Annotated in this window: 14 protein-coding genes, 2 tRNA genes and 1 pseudogene; 8 read left to right on the top strand and 9 right to left on the bottom strand. The window is 67.7% G+C overall.

Annotated elements, in window-relative coordinates; genetic code table 11:
• Window positions 1-212 (bottom strand): annotated as a pseudogene (locus AC5L36_RS31835) (DoxX family protein); the annotation flags it as partial.
• Between the two features lie 29 nt (window positions 213-241).
• Complete coding sequence (locus AC5L36_RS31830) at window positions 242-790, bottom strand: sigma-70 family RNA polymerase sigma factor (RefSeq protein ID WP_441222462.1); 549 nt, start codon at window positions 788-790, stop codon at window positions 242-244.
• Window positions 791-925: 135 nt separating this feature from the next.
• Between AC5L36_RS31830 and AC5L36_RS31825 the strand changes: the two genes are divergently transcribed.
• Genes AC5L36_RS31825 through AC5L36_RS31815 form a run of 3 tightly spaced genes read left to right on the top strand, consistent with a single transcriptional unit; the run spans window position 926 to window position 4419 of the window.
• The gene (locus AC5L36_RS31825; RefSeq protein WP_441222461.1) at window positions 926-2575 is read left to right on the top strand and encodes a copper resistance CopC/CopD family protein; all 1650 of its coding nucleotides are present in this window, start codon (window positions 926-928) and stop codon (window positions 2573-2575) included.
• An 11-nt stretch (window positions 2576-2586) separates the two neighbouring features.
• Complete coding sequence (locus AC5L36_RS31820) at window positions 2587-3276, top strand: YcnI family copper-binding membrane protein (RefSeq protein WP_441222460.1); 690 nt, start codon at window positions 2587-2589, stop codon at window positions 3274-3276.
• 51 nt (window positions 3277-3327) lie between these two features.
• Window positions 3328-4419, top strand: coding sequence for a hypothetical protein (locus AC5L36_RS31815; protein ID WP_441222459.1), 1092 nt, complete (start codon window positions 3328-3330; stop codon window positions 4417-4419).
• Window positions 4420-4611: 192 nt separating this feature from the next.
• On the opposite strand, the gene AC5L36_RS31810 is transcribed toward AC5L36_RS31815, so the two are convergent.
• A complete protein-coding gene (locus tag AC5L36_RS31810) occupies window positions 4612-5844 on the bottom strand; it encodes a glycosyltransferase family 87 protein (RefSeq protein ID WP_441222458.1) in 1233 nt (410 codons plus the stop codon).
• 64 nt (window positions 5845-5908) lie between these two features.
• Here AC5L36_RS31810 and orn point away from each other — a divergent pair, with 64 nt between their 5' ends.
• Together orn and AC5L36_RS31800 are read left to right on the top strand one after the other, a co-directional pair.
• On the top strand, window positions 5909-6499 hold the full coding sequence (gene orn / locus AC5L36_RS31805; RefSeq protein WP_441222457.1) for an oligoribonuclease: 591 nt from the start codon (window positions 5909-5911) through the stop codon (window positions 6497-6499).
• Between the two features lie 89 nt (window positions 6500-6588).
• Window positions 6589-6661 (top strand) — tRNA-His (locus AC5L36_RS31800).
• A 628-nt stretch (window positions 6662-7289) separates the two neighbouring features.
• Here AC5L36_RS31800 and AC5L36_RS31795 read toward each other — a convergent pair.
• Entirely contained in the window at window positions 7290-8507 is a 1218-nt protein-coding gene (locus AC5L36_RS31795; RefSeq protein WP_441222456.1) for a L,D-transpeptidase, read from the bottom strand.
• A gap of 166 nt (window positions 8508-8673) precedes the next feature.
• Window positions 8674-9906 carry a L,D-transpeptidase gene (locus AC5L36_RS31790; RefSeq protein ID WP_441222455.1) on the bottom strand — a complete coding sequence of 411 codons (1233 nt, stop codon included), beginning with the start codon at window positions 9904-9906 and terminating at the stop codon, window positions 8674-8676.
• A 206-nt stretch (window positions 9907-10112) separates the two neighbouring features.
• Here AC5L36_RS31790 and AC5L36_RS31785 point away from each other — a divergent pair.
• From AC5L36_RS31785 to AC5L36_RS31775, 3 genes are all read left to right on the top strand, one after another.
• Window positions 10113-10185 (top strand) — tRNA-Lys (locus AC5L36_RS31785).
• Between the two features lie 939 nt (window positions 10186-11124).
• On the top strand, window positions 11125-12183 hold the full coding sequence (locus AC5L36_RS31780; RefSeq protein ID WP_441222454.1) for a hypothetical protein: 1059 nt from the start codon (window positions 11125-11127) through the stop codon (window positions 12181-12183).
• Complete coding sequence (locus AC5L36_RS31775; RefSeq protein WP_441222453.1) at window positions 12180-12749, top strand: flavoprotein; 570 nt, start codon at window positions 12180-12182, stop codon at window positions 12747-12749. The genes AC5L36_RS31780 and AC5L36_RS31775 overlap by 4 nt, the downstream gene beginning before the upstream one ends.
• A 1204-nt stretch (window positions 12750-13953) precedes the next feature.
• Here AC5L36_RS31775 and AC5L36_RS31770 read toward each other — a convergent pair.
• The 4 genes from AC5L36_RS31770 to AC5L36_RS31755 form a co-directional block, all read right to left on the bottom strand.
• Window positions 13954-14406 (bottom strand): hypothetical protein, encoded by a 453-nt coding sequence (locus AC5L36_RS31770; protein WP_441222452.1) that lies wholly within the window; start codon window positions 14404-14406, stop codon window positions 13954-13956.
• A 92-nt stretch (window positions 14407-14498) separates the two neighbouring features.
• A complete protein-coding gene (locus AC5L36_RS31765; protein ID WP_441222451.1) occupies window positions 14499-15509 on the bottom strand; it encodes a polymorphic toxin-type HINT domain-containing protein in 1011 nt (336 codons plus the stop codon).
• Window positions 15510-15776: 267 nt separating this feature from the next.
• A complete protein-coding gene (locus AC5L36_RS31760; RefSeq protein ID WP_441222450.1) occupies window positions 15777-16163 on the bottom strand; it encodes a hypothetical protein in 387 nt (128 codons plus the stop codon).
• A gap of 5 nt (window positions 16164-16168) precedes the next feature.
• On the bottom strand, window positions 16169-23008 hold the full coding sequence (locus AC5L36_RS31755) for a polymorphic toxin-type HINT domain-containing protein (RefSeq protein ID WP_441222449.1): 6840 nt from the start codon (window positions 23006-23008) through the stop codon (window positions 16169-16171).
• Between the last annotated feature and the right edge of the window lie 31 nt (window positions 23009-23039).

The raw sequence follows: 23039 nt of genomic DNA, 5'->3' as shown, positions 1-23039 counted from the left end.
GCCCCGATCACCTTGGCCAACTCGTACGGCATCACGTCGTACGCGTTCACAGCCCGGCCCGACCCGGCAAGGTCACCGACCTTGGCGCCGCCGGCGACGAGCCAGACGGCGGCGAGGCCGAGCCGCACCAGCGTGCCGAGCCACGGTCGCGCGGTATGCCATCTGCTAACAGATGTGGGCGAAACGGGCGGACTCGCGACGGTCACATTCATTAGTCGTCCTACGGTCTGGGGAGGTTCCTTCAGCTGGCGAGTGCGTCGCCGAGCGCGTCGACAAGATCGGCGCGGGCGCGGGCCACCCGGGAGCGGATCGTGCCCACCGGCACGCCCTCCACGTCCGCCGCCTCCACGTACGACAAGCCGAGCACCTGGGTCAGCACAAAAGCGCCACGCCGCTCGTCGGGCAGCCGCCGCAGCAGGTCGGCGGCGCCGAGCTGGGCGGCGGGGTCAGGGTAGGGGCCGTCGGTGTGCGCCTGCGCGGCCAGCCGCTCGTCGAGCCGGCGGCGGCGGACCATCGTGCGCACGTGGTCGGCGCAGGCCCGGCGAGCGATGCCGAGCAGCCACGTGCGGGCGCTGGAGCGCCCCTCGAAGGAGGGGAGTGCCCGAAACGCCCGCAGGTAGGTCTCCTGCGTCAGATCGTCCGCGCTGGCCGGATCGACGAGCGCGGCGACGAACCGCCACACCTCGACCTGGGTGACCCGCACGAACTCCGCCTGCGCGGTCTGGTCGCCGTCGCGGGCAGCATCGACCCACTCGTCGGCGGCGTGGCCATCACGCTGGGCGGGAATCACGGCACCTCAGGGTACGCGGAGTTGCTGGACAAAAGATGTGTGCCCCACCGGGAACTTTTTCCGCGCCCCGACCGACTACATACCCATGACCGGCTATGCGACCCGGCTCGCTTTCGCGCGCCCGGCTCCGAAATCATGGCCGTCATGACCCGCCGCCTCCCCCTGATGCTGCTGGCCGTGATCGCCGGCGGTCTCGCCACGCTCGCGCTCCCGGCCTCCCCCGCCAGCGCCCACGCCGTGCTCGCCAGCAGCAACCCGATCGGCAACTCCGTGCTCCAGGCCGCGCCTGCCGAGGTCGTGCTGACCTTCACCGAGTCGGTGCGCAAGGTGCCCGACCGGGTACGCGTCATCGGACCCGATGGCAAGCGGGTGGACCGGGGCGACGCCAGCTTCGACGGCGCGGTCGTGACGATCCCTGTGCAGCAGACCGGCGCGCAGGGCACCTACCTGGTCAGCTACCGGGTGATCTCGGCTGACAGCCACCCGGTGTCCGGCGGGTTCACGTACTCGGTGGGCGCCCCCTCCACCACGCCGCCGAGCGACACGGGCGAGCAGGAGGGCGAAAACCAGGTCGTGGCGACCGGCGTGAAGGTGGTGCGCTACCTCGGGTACGCCGGCCTGGTGCTGCTGGTCGGCCCGGTGCTGGTGATCAGCCTGCTGTGGCCGGCCCGGCTCGCGCGGAGCGGCCCGTCGAAGGTCATCTGGACCGGCATGGGGTTGGTGACGCTCGCCACGGTGGCCGCGATCTGGCTCCAGGTGCCGTACACCGCCGGCGGCGGCCTCCTCGACGTCGATGGGAGCGGGCTGCGAAATGTGTTGTCCAGCACATTCGGCACCGCTCATCTGATCAGGCTTGGCCTGCTCGTGGCGATCGGCCTGCTCTTGCGACCGCTGCTGCGCGGCGAGACCGGGCGGGTCGACCAGATCCTGCTGGCGGTGCTGGGCGGCGCGGCGATCCTCACCTGGCCGATCGCCGGCCACCCGGCCGCCTCACCGGTCGCCGCCGTCTCGGTGGTGGTCGACGCGGTACACCTGACCAGCATGGCGGTGTGGCTGGGCGGGCTGACCATGCTCCTCGCGTTCCTGCTGCGGCAGGCCAACGAGCGTGAGCTCGGCGCCATCCTGCCTATCTGGTCGCGGTGGGCGGCCCTGGCGGTGGGCGCGCTGGTGCTGGCCGGCACGGTGCAGGCGCTGATCGAGGTGGGCACGCCGGACGCGCTCGTGTCGACCACGTACGGCCGACTGATCATCGCGAAGGTGGCGCTCTTCGGCGCCGTGATCGGCGTCGCGGCGTACTCGCGGAAGCTGGTCCTGCGCCGGATGGCCCCCGGTGAGCCGCGGCGGCTGCGCCGATCGGTGGGTGTCGAGTTGGGCATCACCGCCGTGGTGCTGGGGCTTTCCGCGGTGCTGGTGCAGACGACACCCGCGCGCACCGCCTCCGCGAACGAGGAGGTCGGCGGGTCTGGCTTCTACAGCGCCATGCTCGACAGCAACCTCTTCAAGCTCCAGGTCGACGTCGACCCGGCGAAGAAGGGCAACAACTCCATCCACCTGTACGCGTACGACAAGAGCAACAAGCCGCTGCCGGTGGTGGAGTGGAAGGGCACGGCCGCGCTGCCCGCCAACGACGTCGCGCCGGTCGACATCCCGCTGCTGCCGCTGACCGACAACCACGCCACCGGCGAGATCACCCTCCCGCTGGAGGGCGACTGGCAGCTCAAATTCACGGTCCGCATCTCCGAGATCGACCAGGCCACGGTGACCGCCACCGTGCCCGTGAGCTAGAAGGGTTCCCGATGAAACGCGTTGCTCTCGTCCTTGGCGCTGTCGCCGCGTTCGTGCTGGCGGCGGGAGCGCCGGCGTCGGCCCACGTCACCGTCAACCCGCAGGAGGCGGAGAAGGGCGGCTTCGCGCGGCTGGCGTTCCGGGTGCCCAACGAGAGCGACACCGCCTCCACCGTCAAGCTCGAGGTGGTGCTGCCGGAAAACGCGCCGGTCGGCTCGGTCTCGACGATGCCGGTGGCCGGGTGGACCGTGGCGGTGGAGCGGCGCAAGGTGGACCCGCCGCTCGACGTGCACGGCACCCAGGTCAGCGAGGTGGTCTCGAAGATCACGTGGACCGCCGCGGCGGGTGGCGGGGTCAAGCCGGGCGAGTTCGCGGAGTTTCCGGTGTCGATGGGGCCGCTGCCGGACACCGACAAGATGGTGTTCAAGGCGCTGCAAACCTACTCCGACAACGAGGTCTCCCGCTGGATCGAGGAGCCGCAGCCGGGCGCCGAGGAGCCGGAAAACGTCGCGCCGGTGCTGACCCTCGTGGCCGCTGATGCCGCGGCGCCGTCCGCCAGCCCCGACGCGGCCGCCGCGCCGGCTGACGATGACGACGGCGACGGACCCGCCCTGATCCTGGCCGTGATCGCGCTGGTGGCGTCCCTGGCCGGGCTTGTCCTCGGCGGCCTCGCGATTGTCCGGGGCCGCCGGGCGTCGTGACGCCGGCATGCTCGTTCTCCCTCATAAGGGGCGTCTTCGAGGGGAACGGGAATGCGGATCGTGCGTACGGCGGCTGGCATGCTGCTGCTCACCATCGGGCTGCCGGTGCTGCTGGTCGGCGGTGCACTGTGGACAGCCATGCAGCACCGCGACGGGGGCGGGGCGTTCAGCGGCCGCGTCGAGCGGATCACCACGCCCGGCCACGCCGTCGTCGTACCGGATCTCGACGCCCTCCTGCGCCGCGACGCACCGTTCACCCGCGCGCGTGACACCCGCCTCCGCGTGACCGCCCGCACCGAGGCCGGCCCCGCGCTGGTCGGCATCGCGCCGGCCGAGGAGGTGGCCCGCTACCTGGCCGGCGCCGCGTACGCCCAGGTCGACCGGGTCAGCCTGACCAGTGGCCCGCTGCCGGTGGGCGTCACGCCGGTCGAGGGCACGGCCGTGCCCGCCGCGCAGCCCGCATGGCGGCTGGCCGGGGCCGGCGCGGTGGCGTGGGACTCCGCGGAGGTACGCGGCCAGCGCCTCGCCCTGGTCGTCATGCACCCGGACGCGAGCGCCGGGATGACGGTCGACTTCCGCGTCGAGGTGCGCCCCGGCTGGCTCGCCCCGGCGACGTGGGGCCTGCTGGTGGCCGGCGCGGTGCTGATCCTGCTCGGCATGGCGACGCTCGCCTGGCCGACCCGCCGCCCGGCGCTCGCCCGCCCGTCTACCCTCGCCGACGTCGCCCCCGCGCCCGCCACACCTCCCACGGCCGTCCTGGAGCGCCCGCGGCCCGCCTGGGCCGCGCCCACACCGATGCCCGTACAGCCCATCCTGGCCTGGCCACCCCACCCGAGCGTCGCGGTCACCCCCGCCCCGCTACCCGCTCCCACTTCCCCGGCTGTCCAGGCGACTAGCCAAGACGTGCCACTCGATCGGCGGCCGGCGCTCGATCCGGCCGACGCTGGCCTCGCGGTCGAGCCGGCCGAGCCGGAGCCGGTCGGCGCGGATCTCCCCGGCTCCGCCGACCTGGCCACGGCCCTGGGCACGCTGGGGTCGGCATCCCGCTCCACCCGCCGGCGTAAGACGGCGGCCGGCCTACCCACCGATGTCGTGGCATCGCCACCGGTCGCCCCACCCGTTGCCCGCCGGACTCGCGATTGACCGCCCGGCCGGAGGCGATAGGTGACCGCGACCAACGGCGGACGGGTGAGGCCGCGGGAGCACCGTCCGGACCACGACGGGCGTCGCGGTAGCCCAAACAACGGCGACCAGCCCTCCGCATGCCGTTTGCGGAGGGCTGGTCTCACCGGGGGAAACGGTGTAACACGGGGGAGCTTGTCTGTTAAGGACAGATTAGCCCACTCGGGCGTGGCTAGGTAGATCTGTCCATTTCGCCCCACGCCTGCGATAATCGAGCACCCCGCTACGCACCGGCAGCACGGCGATCAACACGAGCGCGAGCAGCACATACGCGTTGCGGCGGAGAAACTCGCCCACCGTGTCGGTCGGCAGCGGGGTCGCGCCCCAGTCGTCAAACGAGACCACGCCGCGCAGCAGGATCAGGAACCCCGCCGCCGCCAGCCCCAGCAGCGCCAGCCGCGGTCTCAGGTCGCGTTCGCGCAGGCCGGCGTCCACTAGCACGACGAAAGCGGGCACGAACCAGTACACGTGATGGGTCCACGCGATCGGGCTGGCCAGCGCGCCCACCAGCCCGGCCAGCGCGAGCCCGGCCACCTCGTCACCAGCCCGGGCGGCCTGGGCGGCGCGGCGGATGCCGTAGCCGGCGATGAGCACGACAAGCCCGAACCACACCACCCGGCTCGGCTCGCCGGGCAGCGCGGCGCGGCCGAGGAGGCCGAGCAGCGACTGGTTGCCGGTGTAGTCGGTGCGCCCGACCCGCTCGGTCGACCACAGCTCGTGCGTCCAGAACTGCCACGAGTCTCGCGGCGCCATCGCCGCCGCCAGCAGGGTCGCCCCGGCCGCCGCCACACTCGCCGTGATCGCGGCGCGCCAGCGCCGCGCGGCCAAGAGATAGAGGATGAAGATTCCCGGGTACAGCTTGAGAGCCGTCGCCAGCCCCACGCCCACGCCGGCCCAGCGCGAGTTTCGGGGTACGAGCAGCAGCAGGTCGCCGAGGACCAGCAACACGAGCAGCATGTTGATCTGGCCGAACGTGAACGTCTCGCGGGTCGGCTCGATCGCGAAGACCAGCGGGATGGCCAGCCCGGCGACAAACCAGGGTGGCTGCCCGTGGCGAAGCGCGACGGGGTGCACGAGCCACCAGGTGGTGACGCCGATCGCCACCGCGGTGCCGATCAGAAAGATAACGATCGTGGCACCCATCGGGATTTCGGCGAGTGGACGCAACAGCGCGGCGGCAAAAGGCGGGTACGTGAAGTAGAGCTCGCCCTGCACCCGGTCGGGTTGGGCGTAGTCGTAGAGCGGGTGGCCGTCGGCCCACCAGCGCATCGCGCTGACGTATATGCGCAGGTCGAAGAAGTCGTGACGGTTGCCGTACCAGTCCAGGAAGATGGCCACCGCGGCGGCGAGTGCCGTGACGGTGGCGATCCGGATGGCTTTCGGCATGTTCAGCAGCGTAACGGCGCTTCGGCCAGGGTGACGGAGGGCCGTCGGCGCGTAGGCTGAGCCCGTGGCTGATCTTCTGGTCTGGATCGACTGTGAGATGACCGGGCTCGACCTCGGCAAGGACGCGCTGATCGAGGTGGCGGCGCTGGTCACCGACCCTGACCTGCACGTGCTCGGCGAAGGCGTCGACGTGGTGATCCACGCCGATGACGCGGCGCTGGCCGGCATGCCCGACGTCGTCCGCCAAATGCACGAAAAGTCGGGCCTGACGGAGGAGGTCCGCCGCTCGGCGGTCACGGTCCCCGAGGCCGAAGACATGATCATGGAGTACATCACCCAGTGGGTGCCCGACCCCCGCAGCGCCCCCCTGTGTGGCAACTCGATCGCCACCGACCGCGGCTTCGTGGCGCGCGACATGCCGCGGCTCGACGCCCACCTGCACTACCGCATGATCGACGTCTCGTCCATCAAGGAGCTGTGTCGCCGCTGGTACCCCCGCGTGTACTTCGGGCAGCCCGCGAAAGGCCTGGCCCACCGCGCGCTGGCGGACATCCGGGAGAGCGTCCGCGAGCTGGAGTACTACCGCCGCACGATCTTCGTGCCCCTGCCCGGCCCCGACGTGGAGGCGGCCAAGGCGATCGCCGCGACGCTGTAACCGTCCCGGCACCCTGTCGACGGATGTGGCCTGGGTATGGCTATCATTGGTCGGCGCACCGCACCGGCCAGTCCGGCGCGGCTGACGTGGTGGCTGTAGCTCAGTTGGCAGAGCACCGGGTTGTGGTCCCGGGTGTCGGGGGTTCAAATCCCCTCAGTCACCCTCTTGTTTGATCTCCGTTTTCGCAGATCAGGCCCCGTCTCGCGACGGGGCCTGATCGACCCTTCGTCCCGCCGCTGAGATGCCGTTGTTCCGGCATATTTGCCCGCGTCCGTGTCTGGTAGCGCGCCGTATGCTCCGGCGGGCACCGCTCCCGGCCGGTTCCGCTGCTGGTCACGCTCGAGTGCAGCGCCTCCGGCGTGGGCCTCGGACTTGCCGCTTGCGGCTTTCTGCTGGGATGTGTCCCGGAGGCCCAGCTCGGGTCGGAGGCTGCGGGGCAGCGTCCGTGGCGAAAACCGCCCCTATGGGGGCAACAAATCGCCACGGACGCTCAGCCGACGCACCCTTCGCCCGTCGATCCTCCGCGACCGATCTTCCGATAGGTGAGGTCGGGGCTGATCATTGATACGTGGCTGTAGTCCGGGCTACAGCCCGAGGTTGTGTGGCCGCACCCCCGCGACCCGCAACGGAAGCGCCCGGCCCGAGACCGCCGCACTGAGCCGTGACCAACGGCGGACCCGGCAGCGGACGGCCGGGGTTTCGACGAGCCCTCAGGCGAGGAGCCGGCCGGGAGCGGTGCCCGCGGGAGCATACGGCCCGCAACCAGACGCGGACGCGGGCAGAAAATCCTTTAGCCGTTGTAGGGAATCGCGCTGCCCTTGACGTACTCGTCCCAGCTCATGTTCCAGTCGGTCCAGCCGTTGCCGTTCTGGAGCTTCTCCTCGGTGTTCTTCACCGTGACCACGTCGCCGATGCGGGTCTGGCCGAACAGCCAGCCGCCCATCGCCTCGGAGACGTTGAGGCAGCCGTGCGAGACGTTGACCCGGCCCTGCTTGCCCTCGGACCAAGAGGCGGCGTGGATGAACTGGCCGCTCCAGGTGAGGCGCTGCGCGAAGTCGATCGGCGTGCGGTAGCGGTTGGCCGGGTTGGGGTCGTCCATCGTGTCGAAGATGGTCTTGCGCTGCTTTTCGATGATCACCATGGTGCCGCTGGCCGAGGGCGTGGCCGGCTTGCCCAGGCTCACCAGGATGGTCTTGATGACCTTGCCGTCCTTGGTGACGGTCATCTTCTTCGTCTTGTTGTCGACAGACATGATGATCGACGGGCCGATCTTGATGTCGACGCTCACGTCGGCGCGGCCGTAGTAGCCGTCGCCCATCGGCAGCCCGCCGGTTTGCATCTTGTACGAGATCTTGGTGCCGGCCTGCCAGTACGTCTTCGGCCGGTAGTGCACCTCGGTCGGGCTGGTCCAGTGCCAGATGCCCTCTTGCTGGGGCGTCGAGGTGACGAAGAGGCGCCGCTGCACATCGTCGCGGTTGTCCTGGGGCACCTCGCGACCAAACCGCACGATGATCGGCATGCCCACGCCCACGACCTGGTCTTCGCCGAGGAAGCTGGAGACCCGCACCACCTTGCTGGGCTTGGCCATGGTGGTGAACGTGCTGGTGGTGGCGGCCGGCTTGCCGTCCGAACCGGTGGCGTTGACCGTCACCGTGTACTTGGTGCCGTAGTCGAGCGCCCCGTCGGGCAGCCACGACTTGCCGTCTGCCTGCATCGCGCCCTTGACCGTCTCGCCGCTCGCGCTCTTGAGCTCGACGGTCGGGTTGGTCGCGTTGTCCAGCGTGAACGCGATGTCCGTGGATGCCGGCACGTCCTTGGCGTCAGCGGCCGGGCTGGTGATGGTGCCAGCCTGCTTGGGACCGTCTTCGGACTGCTGCTGACCGCCGCTGTCGCCGTTGCCCTCCCAGGAGGCGGAGGGCTTGTCGTCGCTGCACGCGGTGACGAGGGCGAGGGTGGCGGCCAGCGCCGTCGCGGTCAACGTGCGCCATGCGGCCTGTCGGCTCGGCATACGTCGGTGCTGTCGCGTCGCTGCCATGGTCTCCTCGCAAGTTATCGATGCCCCTGCGCTCATTACCCAGCCGCAGAGGTCAATCCTCCTCTAATGACGTCCTCGGCCAAATCACGGTTTCGTGCCGTGGCATTGACCACTGAATTTTGCCCCGTTTTATGCGTATTTACTGTGTTACGGGGAGCGCGCTGCCCTTGATGAACTCTTTCCAGCTCATGTTCCACGCGGTCCACCCGTTGCCCGCGCCGAGCTTCTCCTCGGTGCCCGTCACGGTGACCGGATCGCCGATCTTGGTCTGGCCGAAGAGCCAGCGCGCGTTTTCCGTGGAGACGTTGAGGCAACCGTGCGATACGTTGGTGCGCCCCTGCTGCGGCACCGACCACGGCGCCGCGTGGATGTACTGCCCGCTCCAGGTCAGCCGCTGCGCGAACGCGATGTCCACCCGGTAGCGATCGGCCGGGTTGGGGTCGTTGGTGGTATCGAAGACGGTCTGCTCCTTCTTCTCCATCACCACCATGGTGCCGCTGGCCGAAGGGGTGCTCTTCTTGCCCAGGCTCACCGGCAGGGTCTTGATCACCTTGCCGTTCTTCAAGACCGTCATCTTCTTGGTCTTGTTTTCGACCTTCATCTCGAACCGCTCACCGATCTTCGCGGTCGCCTTCCGGTCCGTGTCCCCGTATCGCCCCTTGCCCATCGGGTGCCCACCGAGCGCGATCCGCGTCGTGATCTTCGTGCCCGGCTGCCAGTACTCGGGCGCCCGGTAGTACGCCTGCGTGCCGTTGGACACCCAGTGCCACGCGCCCGGCTGCGGCGGGTCGGTGCTCACGAACATGCGCTTTTGCACCGCCGCCCGGTCCTTCTTCGCGATGCCCGGACTGAACTCCACGACCACGGGCATGGCCACGCCGTACGTCTTGCCGTCGAAGAGGTACAGCCCCGTGCCCACCCGGCTGCCCGGCTGCCCCATCGTGGTGAACGTCGTGGTCTTGGTGGCCGTGCCGCCATCCTTTGCGGCGACCACCGTCGCGGTGTAGGTCTTGCCGTACTTCAGCGGGCTGCTGGGCACCCAGGCGGAGCCGTCGTCGCGCATCGTGCCGGACACCTTGGCGCCACCCGCCTCGGCCAGCGTGACCGAGGTGACCTCGCCCCCAGCCAGCTTGACGCCGATCTCGGAACTCACCGGCAGGTTCTTCGCGTTGGCCGCCGGCGTGATCGAAAACGCGAACGCCGCGGGCTGCGGCCCAGCGCTCGGGCTGGCATCGGCACTGGCGGAGGGCCCGGCCGTGGTGCCGTCGACGAACCGGGGCGTCTCGCCGCCGCCCCCGCCACATGCGGCGAGAGCCAACGGAGCCAGCACAGCCAGCACGGCAGCCTTCACCAACCCCCGCGTGCCCCTCATGTCAACCCCGTTCGGTGTGTGTGGCTCGTGAACCCCGGCGTGCGCCTGCGCTTATGGTGCACTACGCGCGCAGCCACCGGTGGCCAGTCCAGCACCCTGCCAGATCAAGAACGTGTGTCGCTTCCGCCAACCGGTCCGGCGTGGCTGGGCGAACCGGTTGGAAGGGCGATCGAGGGCCGTGTTAAGGTTGCTGCCGTTGTCAGCGAGCGCCGCTAGCTCAACTGGCAGAGCAGCGGACTCTTAATCCGCGGGTTCGGGGTTCGAGTCCCTGGCGGCGCACATATGATCAAGGCTCTGACCTGGTGCTTCATGCCGGATTGGAGCCTTTTTCATGTCTACTGTGGACCGATGGGTGATCTGTGGGTGATCTGTAGCTTCCGGCCGATCCCCGCGCCGGCTGACATCGTCGATCATGCCGCGACACGTCGCACCAGACGGGTACGGGCGGACCCGGGACGGTAGCGGTTGGCGATCTCTCGGCGCGCGGTCCAGCAGGCTGCACGAAACCGCGCGGACGCCGCCTCGGCCCGTTGAGCCGCCGCCCGGAGGGCGGGAGCACCACCGCGTTCGCGTCGATGGTGAGCAGCTCAGACCGGTCTGGACCGCCGTTCACTTGGCAACGTTCGTCGGTCAGCCTGGACGCGGGGCGGCCTAGCAACTGCCGTTTCCATGACATCCGTCGGCCGTTAGCCGCGATGCGCCGTTGTCGTGTCGTGTCCGCCGGCTGGCTGGCCTACCGTCGGGATGTGGCCGCCCTACCCATCGAACCCTTCTGGAAGAGCTCGTCCGAACCGACCGGTGGACGATCGAGGAAACATGCCACGCCTTCGAACGGAAGGCACGCGAGCTCGGAGAGCAGGCTAGCCTGTCGCCCCGCCAGCTTTCGCGCTGGATGAGCGGGAACGTGGACAAGCCGCGCCCGGTGATGCAACGTGTGGCAGAAGCCTTCTGGGGTTGCAGCCTTGACGCGCTGCTCGGTCCTCCCGCGGCCGGGCCCCGGGATAGCGACCGGTGCGGCGGCGTCGCCACCGGGTCGCGGGAAGTCGCGGCGATCGAGGTAGCTGAGCGTGTGTTCGCTTCCTGGAGGCCTCAAGCGATGCTCACCTGACTTTTGGACTCGCATCGCATGGTCAGGTGCGGCGTCCGGATGCGGCACGTGGTGATCTTCCCCGCCCACGTCTGCCGGATACTGGGAGCGGCGGTGTTGTCGAGCCAACGATGGAAGGCGACGTGCATCGACGTGGCGTGCTGGGATTGGGAGGCGCCGCGCTAGGTGCTGTCGCGGTCCCGGCGTCCGGTCCGGTCGACCGGCTCGGCGGTGTGGCTCGCGCGCTTACGTCATACAACCTGCTGAACGGCACGGCTGTAGCACAGACCCCGATCCCGCCGGTCGTGGAACTGTCGATGGCCGCAGCGAACGCCAAGCGGGACTATCAGGCGTGTCGGTACGCTGCCGTGCTCGACGTCCTGCCGCGCCTGTTGAAGTCGGTTCAGCTTACTTGCTCGACCGCCTCCGGGGACGCCTCAACGAAGGCTTGGGCGCTGGCGGCGTTCGCGTACCAGGTGACCGCCGGCGTCATGCTCAAAGTCGGCGACCTCGGCTTGGCCGCGCTCGCGGCCGACCGGGGTATGGAGGCCGCGATACGAAGCCAGGAGCCGATCGTCCTGGCCGCCAGCACACGCGCCGTCACACATTGGCTGATGTCGGGCGGTCATGCCGCCCACGCCAAGGAGCTAGCGGCCCAAGGCGCCGCACGGCTCGACGCCGACGTACCCAAGCCCGGGCCGAATGCCCTTTCCGTCTACGGTGCCCTTCTCCTGCGGGGTGCCGTTGCCGCCGCTATCGCCGAGGACCGGTCCGGCGCTTGGCAGCTGCTCGATGAGGCCGAGCAGGCTAGCCGGCGGCTTGGCCACGATGACAACGCGCAGTGGACCGCATTCGGACCGACCAACGTCGTACAGCATCGGGTCCACATAGCGATGACCCTGGGCGACGCCGGGACCGCTATCGATCTGGCCCGCCGGGTCGATTTGAGCCGGATACCGCTAGCCGAGCGCAAGGCTGGGTTGCTCATCGACACCGCCCGAGCCTTCGCCCAGTGGGGCAAACATGAGCACGCGCATCAGGCGTTGCGTACGGCGGAGCAGATCGCGCCGGAAGAAATCCGTACCAGCGAAACAGTGCGCCGCCTCGTTCGCGACCTCGCGCTGACCGCCCCACACACCGTTCAGCGGGCCGTAGGCGAGTTCGCCGAACGGACAGGGGTAGACGTGTGACAGAGCCGGCGACGCGTCACCTCGTAACGGTCGTGGTCTGCGGCGCGGGGCCCGCACCGCAGGTACATCGGTTGGTCGAACTGGCGCAGGCCCGAGGATGGGCCGTCGCCGTCACCGCCACGCCGGCCGCGCTGGCGTTCCTGGACGTGCCGAAGCTTGAAGAGCTGACCGGCAATCGGGTCCGCAGCGAATACCGGAAACCAGGCGAGTCGCCGACCCGCTCGCTGCCCGAGGCGGACGCGGTCGTCGTCGCGCCGGCAACGTACAACACGATCTGCAAGCTCGCTCTTGGCATCAACGACACCTACGCTCTGGGCACACTGGCGGAGGCAATCGGACGCGGCGTGCCCGTGGCGGTGCTGCCGTTCGTGAATACGGCACTGGCCGCGAGGAAGCCGTTCGCGGCGGCGGTTGAGTCGCTGTGCTCCGAGGGCGTAAGGGTGCTGTTCGGTCCGGGTAAATGGGAGCCACATTCGCCCGGAACTGGCGGAAATCGCATCGACACCTTTCCATGGGGGGCCGTCCTGGATGCGGCCGAAGTTCTCCCGTTAACCACCCCAGGCTGATACTCGCTCTCACCAAGTGGCAGCCCGCGGGGGAGTCGAACCATGCACGTCCGCGACAGATAGCTGCCGCAGAGCGCCGCCGTAGAGCAGCACGACGCAAGCCCTCCACGCGCGTCGGGACCCACAGACGGCGGCCGCCGCGAAGGAAGTGTACGAAGACGTACATCGTCGACGGTGGTGCTGCGGCCGGCACCGAGGTCGAGCTGCGCCGGACGACCCCGTCGGGCAGTGGCTGCCCGAACTGCACACGAACAGGACCATGATCACCATCCGTGATGAGCAGGAATAGGCGCCCGGATCGCGGCAGAAGAGGATGCCAAGATCACTCGCTTGGACGTCATCGACACGCCGCCGACGTCGTACGCGGCTGGGGCAGATCGGGCTGCTGGCAGGACCGGCCGGCAGGGCATGATGCTCGAATATCGAGCGAGCGTATTGCGGCCGTGGACGACCATGGCCCGGCAACTTCTGGCTCATCCGATCGATGGATTGTATGGCGGCAGGACGACAACGGCCATCAGTTTGAAGTCGCGCGGAGGGACTCACGCGCGGACGCCGAAGACCTCGCAGCAGCGATGGAGGCGCGGGGCCACAAGCAGTTGTACTGGGTCGCCAAGGCAGACGAATAGCGGCATGTTAAACCCTCGGTTCATGGGGCAACGGCGGCTCACGGAGTCTGAATACCTCGGTAGCGGGCCGACGGCGACCGGTGACGGTGACGGCTGGAACATGCGCCCCGACCTGATGGCGCGATGCGCTAGATGCGGCGACTTCGTCTCCCTGGACCCCACGGAGTACGGAGAGTGCCGATGCAGAGCCCTGCGCAAGGATCCGGACGCCGGGCGCTTCGGATCGATGCTTGGGGACGCCGCGATCGAGATCTACCGTCGTCGGCCATAAGCTTCAGCTAGCCTCGTCGACGGCGAGACCGTCGTGGACGTGCCGGCGAAGTTGTCCGCCCGGGTGGTGCGGTCGACACCGGCCAGGGCCGTAAGACCGATCCGGTCGATGCCACAGCGTTGCCGTAGCCGGCCTACGCAGCCCCTTGGGCTGCGCCAGATCCAGATCGAACGACATGACAGTTCGCACTGCAGCTGCTGGGGACCCCCGCCGCGACGAACTAGGACAGGCCCGCACTGAGACCGTCAGCCGGGTCCACCAGCTCCTACTCGTCCGTCATTGCTCGGGTCGTCGTCGGCCGCGATCAATGGCGAGAACTCGCTAGCACGAATCCCTCGCCGTCGTATGCGCCGACCAATACGCCTTTTACTACCACTTGTCCAGACTTTAGCAGATTCGGAAATACGAGTTCCGCAACCAAATTAACTTTGGGCTCCAAAATAAATGCGTTGTACATAAACGACGGATCAGCCAGCCGCAGCGTCCTTTCGACGAGATTGGGGCCGCTGTTAAGTGGTCGGACCGAATAGATCTCGTCGCCGCTTATAGCTACACTCAGATCTGTTTCACGAATTCCTGGGTCCTCGGGACGCCAAAGCGGTAGCTCAACGACCAGGACGGCTTCCGGATACGCCCGGGCAAGTAGCGCGGCGATCTCGCGCATGTCGGATCCGCCTAGGCCGCCGTTACCTAGATTGAGCGCACGGTCGATTGTTGTGCCTTCGGGGACCAATGCAACCGTCGTCATTTCGTCCAAGAGAGGTATCGAAGCCCTCGCTAGCGAGAGCCCCTCTCGCAGACTTGCTCTCACGTACTCGACGACATCAATGCTGATTTCCGCTACTCGCGTCACTTTTTCGGCTCAACCCTTCCGTCTGGGAATATACGGTAGAACGTCCCATCGGGGGCACGGTAGTCGTAGTGTGGCCCGATCGGCGCGGGGTGGCCGAGGTCAGGATGCAGCGTTTCCTTGGTATCCGGTTTGAACCAGACTCCTCGGTTGGGTGTTCCAGGGTCGCCTGGACCACGCCATTCCCAACCCTGCCCAGGTGAAACCGACCCATCCTGCCAATTTGGCCTTCCTGACGTCGGTCCAATCTTGGGTGCGCCACCGCCAGCTTTGGGCCCACCGACGGCACCATCCCCGGGGCAATTGTGAACGAGGACTGAACTGCGGCCTGCCAAGACGTAGAAGGTGTGGATGTCTTCGACGGTCAGAGTGTAGGCGATGACCGAACGACGAGAGTTCTGGTTCAAGCCGTTGACCAGGACCGTGTTCCCATCTGCCGTCGTCAGAGCGGCTTCCACACCGAGTTCATCGGCGCGCGTCCATCTCTGGTGCACCGCGTCCCAATACAGGTGGTCCTCTGTAGTGGTTATGGTGCCGCTGCTGACCGAGAGCGCAAGCACGTCGTCTTCGTGCGTCCACAGGTGGGTAACTCGCTGCGGCGCCTGCTCTCCTGTTTCTGGATCGCTGGCTAGGACGAGGTCGCCGACCTTGATCTCGTTGATGGGGCGTACGCTGCCGTCGGCCATCAGCACCCGTGTCTCTCCAGCGAAACTACATCCGCCGGCGCCGCGGAGGCCGCCTCGTCCCGGCACTACATAGCCTTGCATAGCCGGGCCTTCTGCGGCGTACAGATCCGCTGCTCCGCCTGCGGCAACTAGCCAGAGTTCGTCGTCGGTTTCGATGTAGCCGTTCGAGGAGGCCAGATAGATGGCCTTGGCGGTCCAGAGTGGGCTGTCCTGCGGGTCCGGTAGACCACCCGGGTACCGCCAAGGTTGTTCGCCTAGCGGCACCATTGCGAGTGCGCCATCGTTCGCACTGAGGTGCTCGCCAAGCAGGGCGAACGTCCCCATGGTCGGGTCGCCCGACCGGCCAATGCACGCACCGAGTTACAAGACAGCCCTTAGGCTGACATAACAACCGTTATCGGCCTGCAGGCCGCCGCTGCTCGGCACCCGGCCCAATCATGTCCGCCCTGCTGCGCCTGCCACGTCGCTGTGCGGATGCCCGGCGACCCCCGGTCGCCGATGTTTACCTGTTGGCAAGCATGCCTGGACGCTCACAACGAGCAAACAGACGATGTGTCACTGTCAGTTCTCTAACTCCTGCCATATTAGCAGCTACCAATCGAGGAGCTCCGGAGGCATGTCAGGGTCTTGATGAAAGACAGCGTCAGATTCTCGGCTTCGGCGAAGCTCATCTTGCTGGGCGCTGAGCAATTCGATCAGTTCATGACCTCTCTCGGTGCGGATTTCATCAGCCGCCACCTGATAGCGATCCCATGTGATCGACAGAGCCTCCTCGTGCTTCCTCGCCAAAGCGGCCAGATTCCACAATTCAGCCGAAGTTGAGGTGGGCTTTCGACCATGCACCCACTTATTGTAACGCGCGTTTTCGGCAGCCAACTCCCCGGCAGCCTCAACTAGGTCCAGCCCAACCCTTGCCGAGGCCATGATTTCCGAAAGCAACGCGGTCAGCCCTTTACTTTCGGGGGTTCGGTCATCCACCCAGATCACCCAACCTTTCTTCCGTTGCGTATCAGCCAGCGTGCTAGCCCGGTGGATGTATCTGGGACATCCACACCGCCCGCGCGTAGCACGTCGCCACAGTATGTCAAACAGCTATTCGTTTCCACGTCATAAGGTCCTTGCTCACGACCTATCGTGTCATCCTGATAGCGCTGTGCGCCGGCCGCATCCGGAAGGTCTACCTCAATTCGTCGAGCACGGGGGGACACTGGATCATGGAAGTAGTCGGGCCGGGTTCCGGTACCCGGAGCGCCCCAGCGGTGTGTACTAACCACTTGACCATCGACTTCGACATCAATTGACGCGTGACCGCCTTCCCAATTCACCGTAGCTTTGCCGCCGCAGTTGTGAACGAGCACCGGCGTGTTGGCGACAATCACATAGTAGGTGTGAAGTGTATCAACGGTGAGGTCATGCATGATGGCGAGGCCGCCATAGGACCGGGACGCCAGAACGATGACTGTTGATCCATCGTAGGTACGAAGCCGCTCGCCGGCTCGGAGGCCCTTGGCGTCCACCCATGCCCCACGGTCTTCGCTCCAGAACGGATGATGCTGTGTCGTTTCGAGCGTATTGATCCCGCCGTCGGGAGTCGTAACGGTGAGGTCAGTTAGATCGGTGTCGAGGTTGGTATGTGTTTCGACAACGTCGCGGAGCTCGACTTCGCCTGTTTCGGGATTCTCAGCGACTACCAGGTCACCGGTCGTCACCTCCGCAATAGGTTTGGTGCCCTCAGCGAGAAGAACCGGGGTGGCTGGATCAAAGCTGTGTTTGCAACCTTTTGGCCCCTTAAATCCACCTCTTCCTCCCGCTGCGATGAGAGCTGCTCCGATGGCCCCTTCCGACCAGCTTTCGGCGGCCTTTTCGTAGTCGCCTTTGATGATGTGGCCTGGGGTTTCGATGAGGTTGCCGATGGCTTCGACCGGTGCTTTGACGAGTCCAACGACGGAGTCTTTGTAGTTGGTGACGTAAATAGATCCGATGTCGAGGGCGGCGTCAAGGGCGGACATTTCGCCGGTCAAGACGCCGTTGACGTCGTGGTAGGCGCGGGCGTAGCTGCTGGTGATGGTGTTTACCGCGCCGAGGAAAGGATCGACCACTGCGTTGGTGAAGCCCTTTTTGAGTCCGCTTCCGATCTGGCCCCAAAAGCCCTTCTTGCCGCCGCCTCCGCCATTTCCAGAGCCGCCGTTGCCGCCGTTGCCGCCGTTGCCACCGTTCCCGCCGTTCCCGCCGTTCCCGGTGGGTGGTGGCGGGGGTATCGGGTCGTTGCCGATCTCGGAGAAGCAGCCTGGCGAGTCGGTGAGGCAGAGACCTGAGGGGTCGCTGTGGGTGACGGGCGTGTTGTTGGCGTAGCTGTAGCCGTTCCACTGCTGCGGATCGCCCAGGTCGAGGATTGGGTCGACGGAGATGAACCGGCCGATCTTCGGGTCGTACTCCCGGGCGCCGAGATGGGTCAGGCCGGTGTTGTCCATCGTGCCGCCGACGAAGCCTTTGTCCATTGCGGACGGCCAGGTGCCGGTGGTGGTGCCGCGGGTGTCGCCGAAAGGCAGGGTGCGGCGGCGGGCCAGGCTGAGATCGGTGTCGTTGAGAGCGGCTTCGGTGGTGTTGTGGTGGTCGCCGGCGAGCCAGGTCAGGCCGGTGAGCGTGCGCACGGCGATGGCGACGCCGAGGTGTGTGTAGTAGCGGGTGGCCGAGGCGGCCCCGGTGGTGGGCGAGCGGACTTCGGTGCCGTTGGGTAGATAGAGGGTGGCGCCGGTCGGGTCGCGGCGGATGAGGCGGTTTCCGTCGGCGTCGTAGATGTAGCTGGTGTTCTTGCTGTTGTCGGCGACGGTCGCGAGGTGGCCCTCGTTGTCCCAGGTGAGGGCTTGGTTCGCCGGGGTGCCGGGCCGGGAAATGGTGTCGCCGGTGTTGTTGTAGGCGTACGTGTCGGTGGTGTCGGTGCCGGTCGGGTAGTCGTGTGCGACCGTCTGCACGGCATGCGGGTGGCTGCCGGGAGCGCCGCCCTGGGCAGGGTAGGTGTAGGTGTGTGTGGTGTCGCCCGCGCTGGCGTGCCAGGTTTCCTTGGTGCGGCTGCCGGCGAGGCCGGCTGGGCCGGTGTACTCGTACGAGTGCCAGTAGGGTGCGGGGCCGCCGAGCTGCGCGACCGCGGGTGTGCCGCACGCGGCGGTATTGGGAGTCCATGCGTTGGTGAGGCGGCCTAGGTAGTCGTAGGAGTAGCACTGGGTGTCGGTGGCGCCGCCGGCGGGTTGGTCGGCGATGGTGATGACGTTGCCGGCGTCGTCGTAGGTGTAGGTGGCGTTGAAGACTTCTGGCTTGAGCTCGGGGATGGCGTTGGCGTTGGTGAGCCGGGCGGTGTTCTGGTCGATGGTGTAGGTCAGCCAGGTGTGGCTGCCGTCTTCCCCGAGCGTCCGCTGGGTGAGCTGGCCGAGCTTGTTGTAGGTGGCGTCGGCGTAGATCTGCGCCGCGGACAGCAGCCCGTCGGGCGCACTGACCTCGTTGTACGTGGTGGTCAGCTTCTCCGAGGGCAGGCCACCGGCGGCGGGCAGAGTGGTAGTAGCGACCTGGCCGTCGTTGCGGTAGGTCGCGGCGTAGGTGTAGGTGCAGGGAGTGGTGCCGCCGGCGGCGCAGAGGGTGCCTTGGCTGGCCGGGACGGTGATTTTGGTGCTCTTCGGTCGGCCGGCCACGTCGTATTCGCCGACCTCGTTGACGTATGCGTTGGTAGAGCCGGCGGGCTCGTACCGGATCGACTTGGTGAGCCTGCCGACGCCGTACTGGAGAGTGTCGTACACCCACTCGGCGCGCTTGTTTCCGGTGATGCTCCCGTCGCGGACGGTCGTTTTCCGGCCGAGGTTGTCGTAGGTGTACGCGAGCGTGATGCCGCGGCTGTTGGTGACGGTCGTGAGTTGCCCGGCGGCGTCGTAGGTGGAGTTGGTTTCTCCCCGGTCTGGGTCCTCGTCCTTGATTTTGTGGCCGCGCTGGTCGTAGGTGTAGCGCCAGGTGTTGCCGGCCGGGTCGGTGACGGTGGCCAGCTCGCCGCGGTCGGTGTACGTATACGTCGTCGCGTCGAAGGTTGTCGCGGTGTGGGAGTGGTACTGACGCGCCTGGCGGGTGCGGTCCCGGCCGTCCAGCAGGGTTTCGCTCTTGGTGCCACCTTCGGGGGGTGTGACAGCCTTGCGGTCGCCGCCGTACCAGGTGGTGGTGCGCCACTGTTCGACGCCGTTGACTTTGAAGATGGCGGCGGTGATGCGGCCGGCGGCGTCGTACACGTTCTCGGTCAGCGCGGGCACTGCGGGCGTGCCGGATCCGCCGACCAGGGTGGTGTCCGGCGGGGCATTGGTGGTGTCGTAGTACGGGTTCGAGGTCCATTCGACGAGGCCGCGGGAGTCGTAGACCGTGTCGGTGAGGGTGCGGCCCCCGCCGGGCGCTTGAGTTTGGGTCTGCCGCTGGCGTAGTAGGCCGTCGTACAAGGTGATCTGTGTTTTGTAGGTGCTGGTGCCGTACGCGGTCAGGGTTCTGGTGGTTACGGCGGTTGGCGCGTCGTTGCGGACCAGGTAGAGGTACTCGACATTCGGTGTGGTCGGGTTAGTGGCCTTGGCGCGGCCGGGGAACCAGACCTTGGTGCGGCGGCCGAGGCCGTCGTAGGTGAGCTCGCTGACCGCGCTGTTCGCAGTGTCGGTGATGCTCACCGGCAGGTGCCAGGCGGTGGCGTAGTTGGTGGTGGCGGTATGCCCGGCCGGGTTGGTGGCGGTGGTGGAGGTGACCGGGCCGGCGGTGGCCGGGGTGTAGGCGGTGGTGGCCTTGCGGGATAGGGCGTCGTAGGCCTCTTTGACGCGGCCGTTCGGGTCGTACTTGGTCCGGGCGGTGGTCACCCACTGCGGGGTGGTGCCGATCCAGGAGTCGATCTCCTCGACCTTGGCGACGTCGGCCTTGACCGGCAGGTAGGTGTTCCAGTCGTTGGTCTCGAGGTCGTAGGTGATTCGCTGGCTGGACAGCATGTCGCCGGGCAGGGTGGGGGTGGTGGCGCAGTTGACGCCGACCTTCTCCACCTTCTTTACCTTGTCCAGGATCCAGGCGGTCTCGTTGCGGGCGTACTGGGTGCGGGTGCAGATGTCGTCGGCGGCGGTGCCCTCGTCGCCGAGGTCGTCCACCTGCGTGGGGAGGTTGTCGGCGTTGTACGTCGTCACGGTCTTGGTCCACCGGGTCGTGCCGTTCCACAATGGAGTCCGGGTGCGGACGGTGCCGACGTTGGTCATCCACGACTTCAGCGGACCGGAGGTGGCTTTGGGGCCCTGCTTGACCGGTGTGTTGATGGTGCCGGTCACGACCGACCCGCCCACGCCGAGTGTTTTCTGCTCTCGCAGCATGCCCGCGTACGCCTCGTGGTCCTCGAGAGCGACGCCTTGCGAGTCGGTGACCCACACGTCGCGGGTGCCGTTGTTTGGTTGCTTGTCGCCGTCCATGCCGCGCAGGTACAGGTAGTCGGCGACGGTCTGGACACCGGACTCCAGGCCCTTGCGGACCTGGACGTGGCCGTAGCCGCGGAACTGGCTCCACGTGCGCTTCTTCGGCTTGATCAGCTCGGAGTCGTCGTAGTGCCAGGCCGGAGTGTCCAGGTAGTCGTAGTTGACTTGCTCGTGCGCGAACCCGCCGGTGTTGTCGTACACGTCGACGCGCTCGACGACGTACTTGTGGAACCAGTCCAGCGTCGGTTCCTCGCCGTCCGGTCCGTACCACTGTGGATAGCACCGTTTGGTGTTGGCGTGCGCCGCCGGCAGCGCCGTCCGGACGCATTCCGGGTCGCTGTAGGTGAGGGCGATCTGGGCACCGGTCTCGGTGGTGATGGTGTTGATGCGGTACCGGAACAGGTTGGTGCGGCCGTCGGCGGGACCGTCGACCCGGTTGGCGAGGGCTTCGGCGCCGGGGTCGAACACGATTTCCGGTTGGGTGACTTCGCCGCCGCCGGCGGTGGTCACCTTGCCGGTTCGGGTGATGCCGGCCAGCCACATCGGCTTGCCCTCGTTGCCCCCGGACTGGAGGTAGGTGTGGCGCAGCGTCACCCACTCGACGTCGTTGAAGGTGGTGCCACTGCCGGAGTACACCTGGGCGCGGATCCGGGACAGCCGCTTCTGCGTCCAGAAAGTGGGAGCAAGCTGGTCGGTGCAAGGCGCGGCCTTGCAGTACTGGTCCCACGGAGTGTCCAACCAGGACGCCGCCACCGGGTCGGTGCCGGACCAGCAGTTGCTCTCGCAGCGTTCCGCGACGTCGAAGAGCAACCGGGCCGCGGCCTGCACCGTGGACGCGGCGTCGGCGCGGTTGCCGTACTCGATCCGGGTCAGATAGCCGCCCCGGTCGTAGGTGGTCCGCTTGTCGACGTCGCCGTCCCGGGCGTAGGCGCCGGTCTCCCGCTCGTAGAAGTAGGTCATGGTGTTGCCGTGCGGGTCCACGACGTAGTCGAGGTTCCACCGCCATCCCTGCGTCCGTCGGGAGGCCACGTAGTCTCCGGCCGTGTAGCCGGGCTCGTCCGGGTGGTTGCCGTAGACCGGCACGGTCCACACCGACTTGGTCGCGGTCGCGGCCGAGGCGCCGCCGGGCCCGGTGTTGCGGCCGAAGAAGTACTGGGTGCCGTCGACGGTGGTGACTTTCCAGTACTCGCCGTCGTCGTCGCTGTTGCCGAACGACGTGTTCTTCAGCAGCTCGATTTTCGAACCGTCGTCGGACACGCCTTTCCAGGTGTTGCCGGTCGACTTGACCAGCTCGGTCCCCCGGCCGTTGAGGGAGATGGAGGCGCTGCCGTCCGGCTTGTGCCAGCACATGTCACCGGTGTTCAGGGTCTTGTTGTTCGGGTCGACGCCGCCGACCGCGTCCTTGTCCTCCCCGCACGCCTGGTACTGCCGCTCGATATAGCCCGGCCACAGGTCCCACCCGTCACCGACCCACGAGCCCTGCGTGTTGGTGCCGCCACTGCGTCCATCGAGTGAGCCCGACGAGTAGGACAGCGCCACGGTCGGTTCCGGGCCGCCGACCGCTGGCACCATCCGCACCGGGTAGGACCAGGCGAACGAGCCGGTCTGTTGCGCCACCTGCCACGTCGAGGCCGGGGTGAGGCTGGTCGCGCTGTAGTCCCCGTTGTCACCGGACGCGCCACCCGTCAACGCCACCATCGTGGCGGTGGCGGCGACCGGGACAACCGCGGAAACCGTCTTGGCCGTCTGATCGTTGCGGCTCGGGATCGGCCTACCGTCCGGCAGCGACACGATCCGCAACCGGGATGCCCAGTCCCCGCCATACGCACCAGCGAACGACGAGTAGTCCACCCGCAGGGTCACCGCACCGGCCGACCGCACACCGTCGGCGCGGCCGACCTTCAGCGCCACACCGGAGACGCCCACCCTCGCGGCGGTACCCCGGTCGAGGACCTCGACGGCGACCCGGCCGACCGTCGGCGTGGGAACGGTTCGCTTGTTGTCCTGGCCGGCGGGAGTCGGTGCGGCCGAGACCCAGACCGGCAGGGACCCGGCCCGTGCCTCCGGTGCACGGGAAAGGTCACGCGCCGAGATGGCCGCGGCGGCCAGGTCGGCCGTTGCCGAGCCCGGCGCCGGCCAGGCGACCATCGGGGGCGCCTTGACCTCACGGCCGGCGGCAGTCCACGTTGGACGGTGCTTGGCCTTGACCGGGGTCACCGCTACCCCGGTGACGTCCTTCGGCTTCGGCGGCTGCCACGACGGCGGTGCGGCCACCGCGACCGCGTTGAGCGCCACGGTGGCGGCCACGACGGCAGCGACGACTCCCGCCGCGCGTCGCGCGAACCGGCCCGCCACGGTCATCGCCGTTCCCGCGAACGGACGTGAGCTACGC

Source organism: Phytohabitans sp. LZ39, assembly GCF_059359075.1.
Note: the sequence above shows the minus strand (reverse complement) of the source record. Positions and strands in the feature narration are given on the sequence as shown.

What these genes read in the sequence shown, in the direction of transcription:
- AC5L36_RS31825 (WP_441222461.1), top strand. Translation starts at nt 926, where the DNA reads ATGGCCGTCATGACCCGCCGCCTCCCCCTGATGCTGCTGGCCGTGATC.
- AC5L36_RS31820 (WP_441222460.1), top strand. Translation starts at nt 2,587, where the DNA reads ATGAAACGCGTTGCTCTCGTCCTTGGCGCTGTCGCCGCGTTCGTGCTG.
- AC5L36_RS31815 (WP_441222459.1), top strand. Translation starts at nt 3,328, where the DNA reads ATGCGGATCGTGCGTACGGCGGCTGGCATGCTGCTGCTCACCATCGGG.
- AC5L36_RS31810 (WP_441222458.1), bottom strand. Translation starts at nt 5,844, where the DNA reads ATGCCGAAAGCCATCCGGATCGCCACCGTCACGGCACTCGCCGCCGCG.
- AC5L36_RS31795 (WP_441222456.1), bottom strand. Translation starts at nt 8,507, where the DNA reads ATGCCGAGCCGACAGGCCGCATGGCGCACGTTGACCGCGACGGCGCTG.
- AC5L36_RS31790 (WP_441222455.1), bottom strand. Translation starts at nt 9,906, where the DNA reads ATGAGGGGCACGCGGGGGTTGGTGAAGGCTGCCGTGCTGGCTGTGCTG.
- AC5L36_RS31780 (WP_441222454.1), top strand. Translation starts at nt 11,125, where the DNA reads ATGGAAGGCGACGTGCATCGACGTGGCGTGCTGGGATTGGGAGGCGCC.
- AC5L36_RS31765 (WP_441222451.1), bottom strand. Translation starts at nt 15,509, where the DNA reads ATGGGGACGTTCGCCCTGCTTGGCGAGCACCTCAGTGCGAACGATGGC.
- AC5L36_RS31755 (WP_441222449.1), bottom strand. Translation starts at nt 23,008, where the DNA reads ATGACCGTGGCGGGCCGGTTCGCGCGACGCGCGGCGGGAGTCGTCGCT.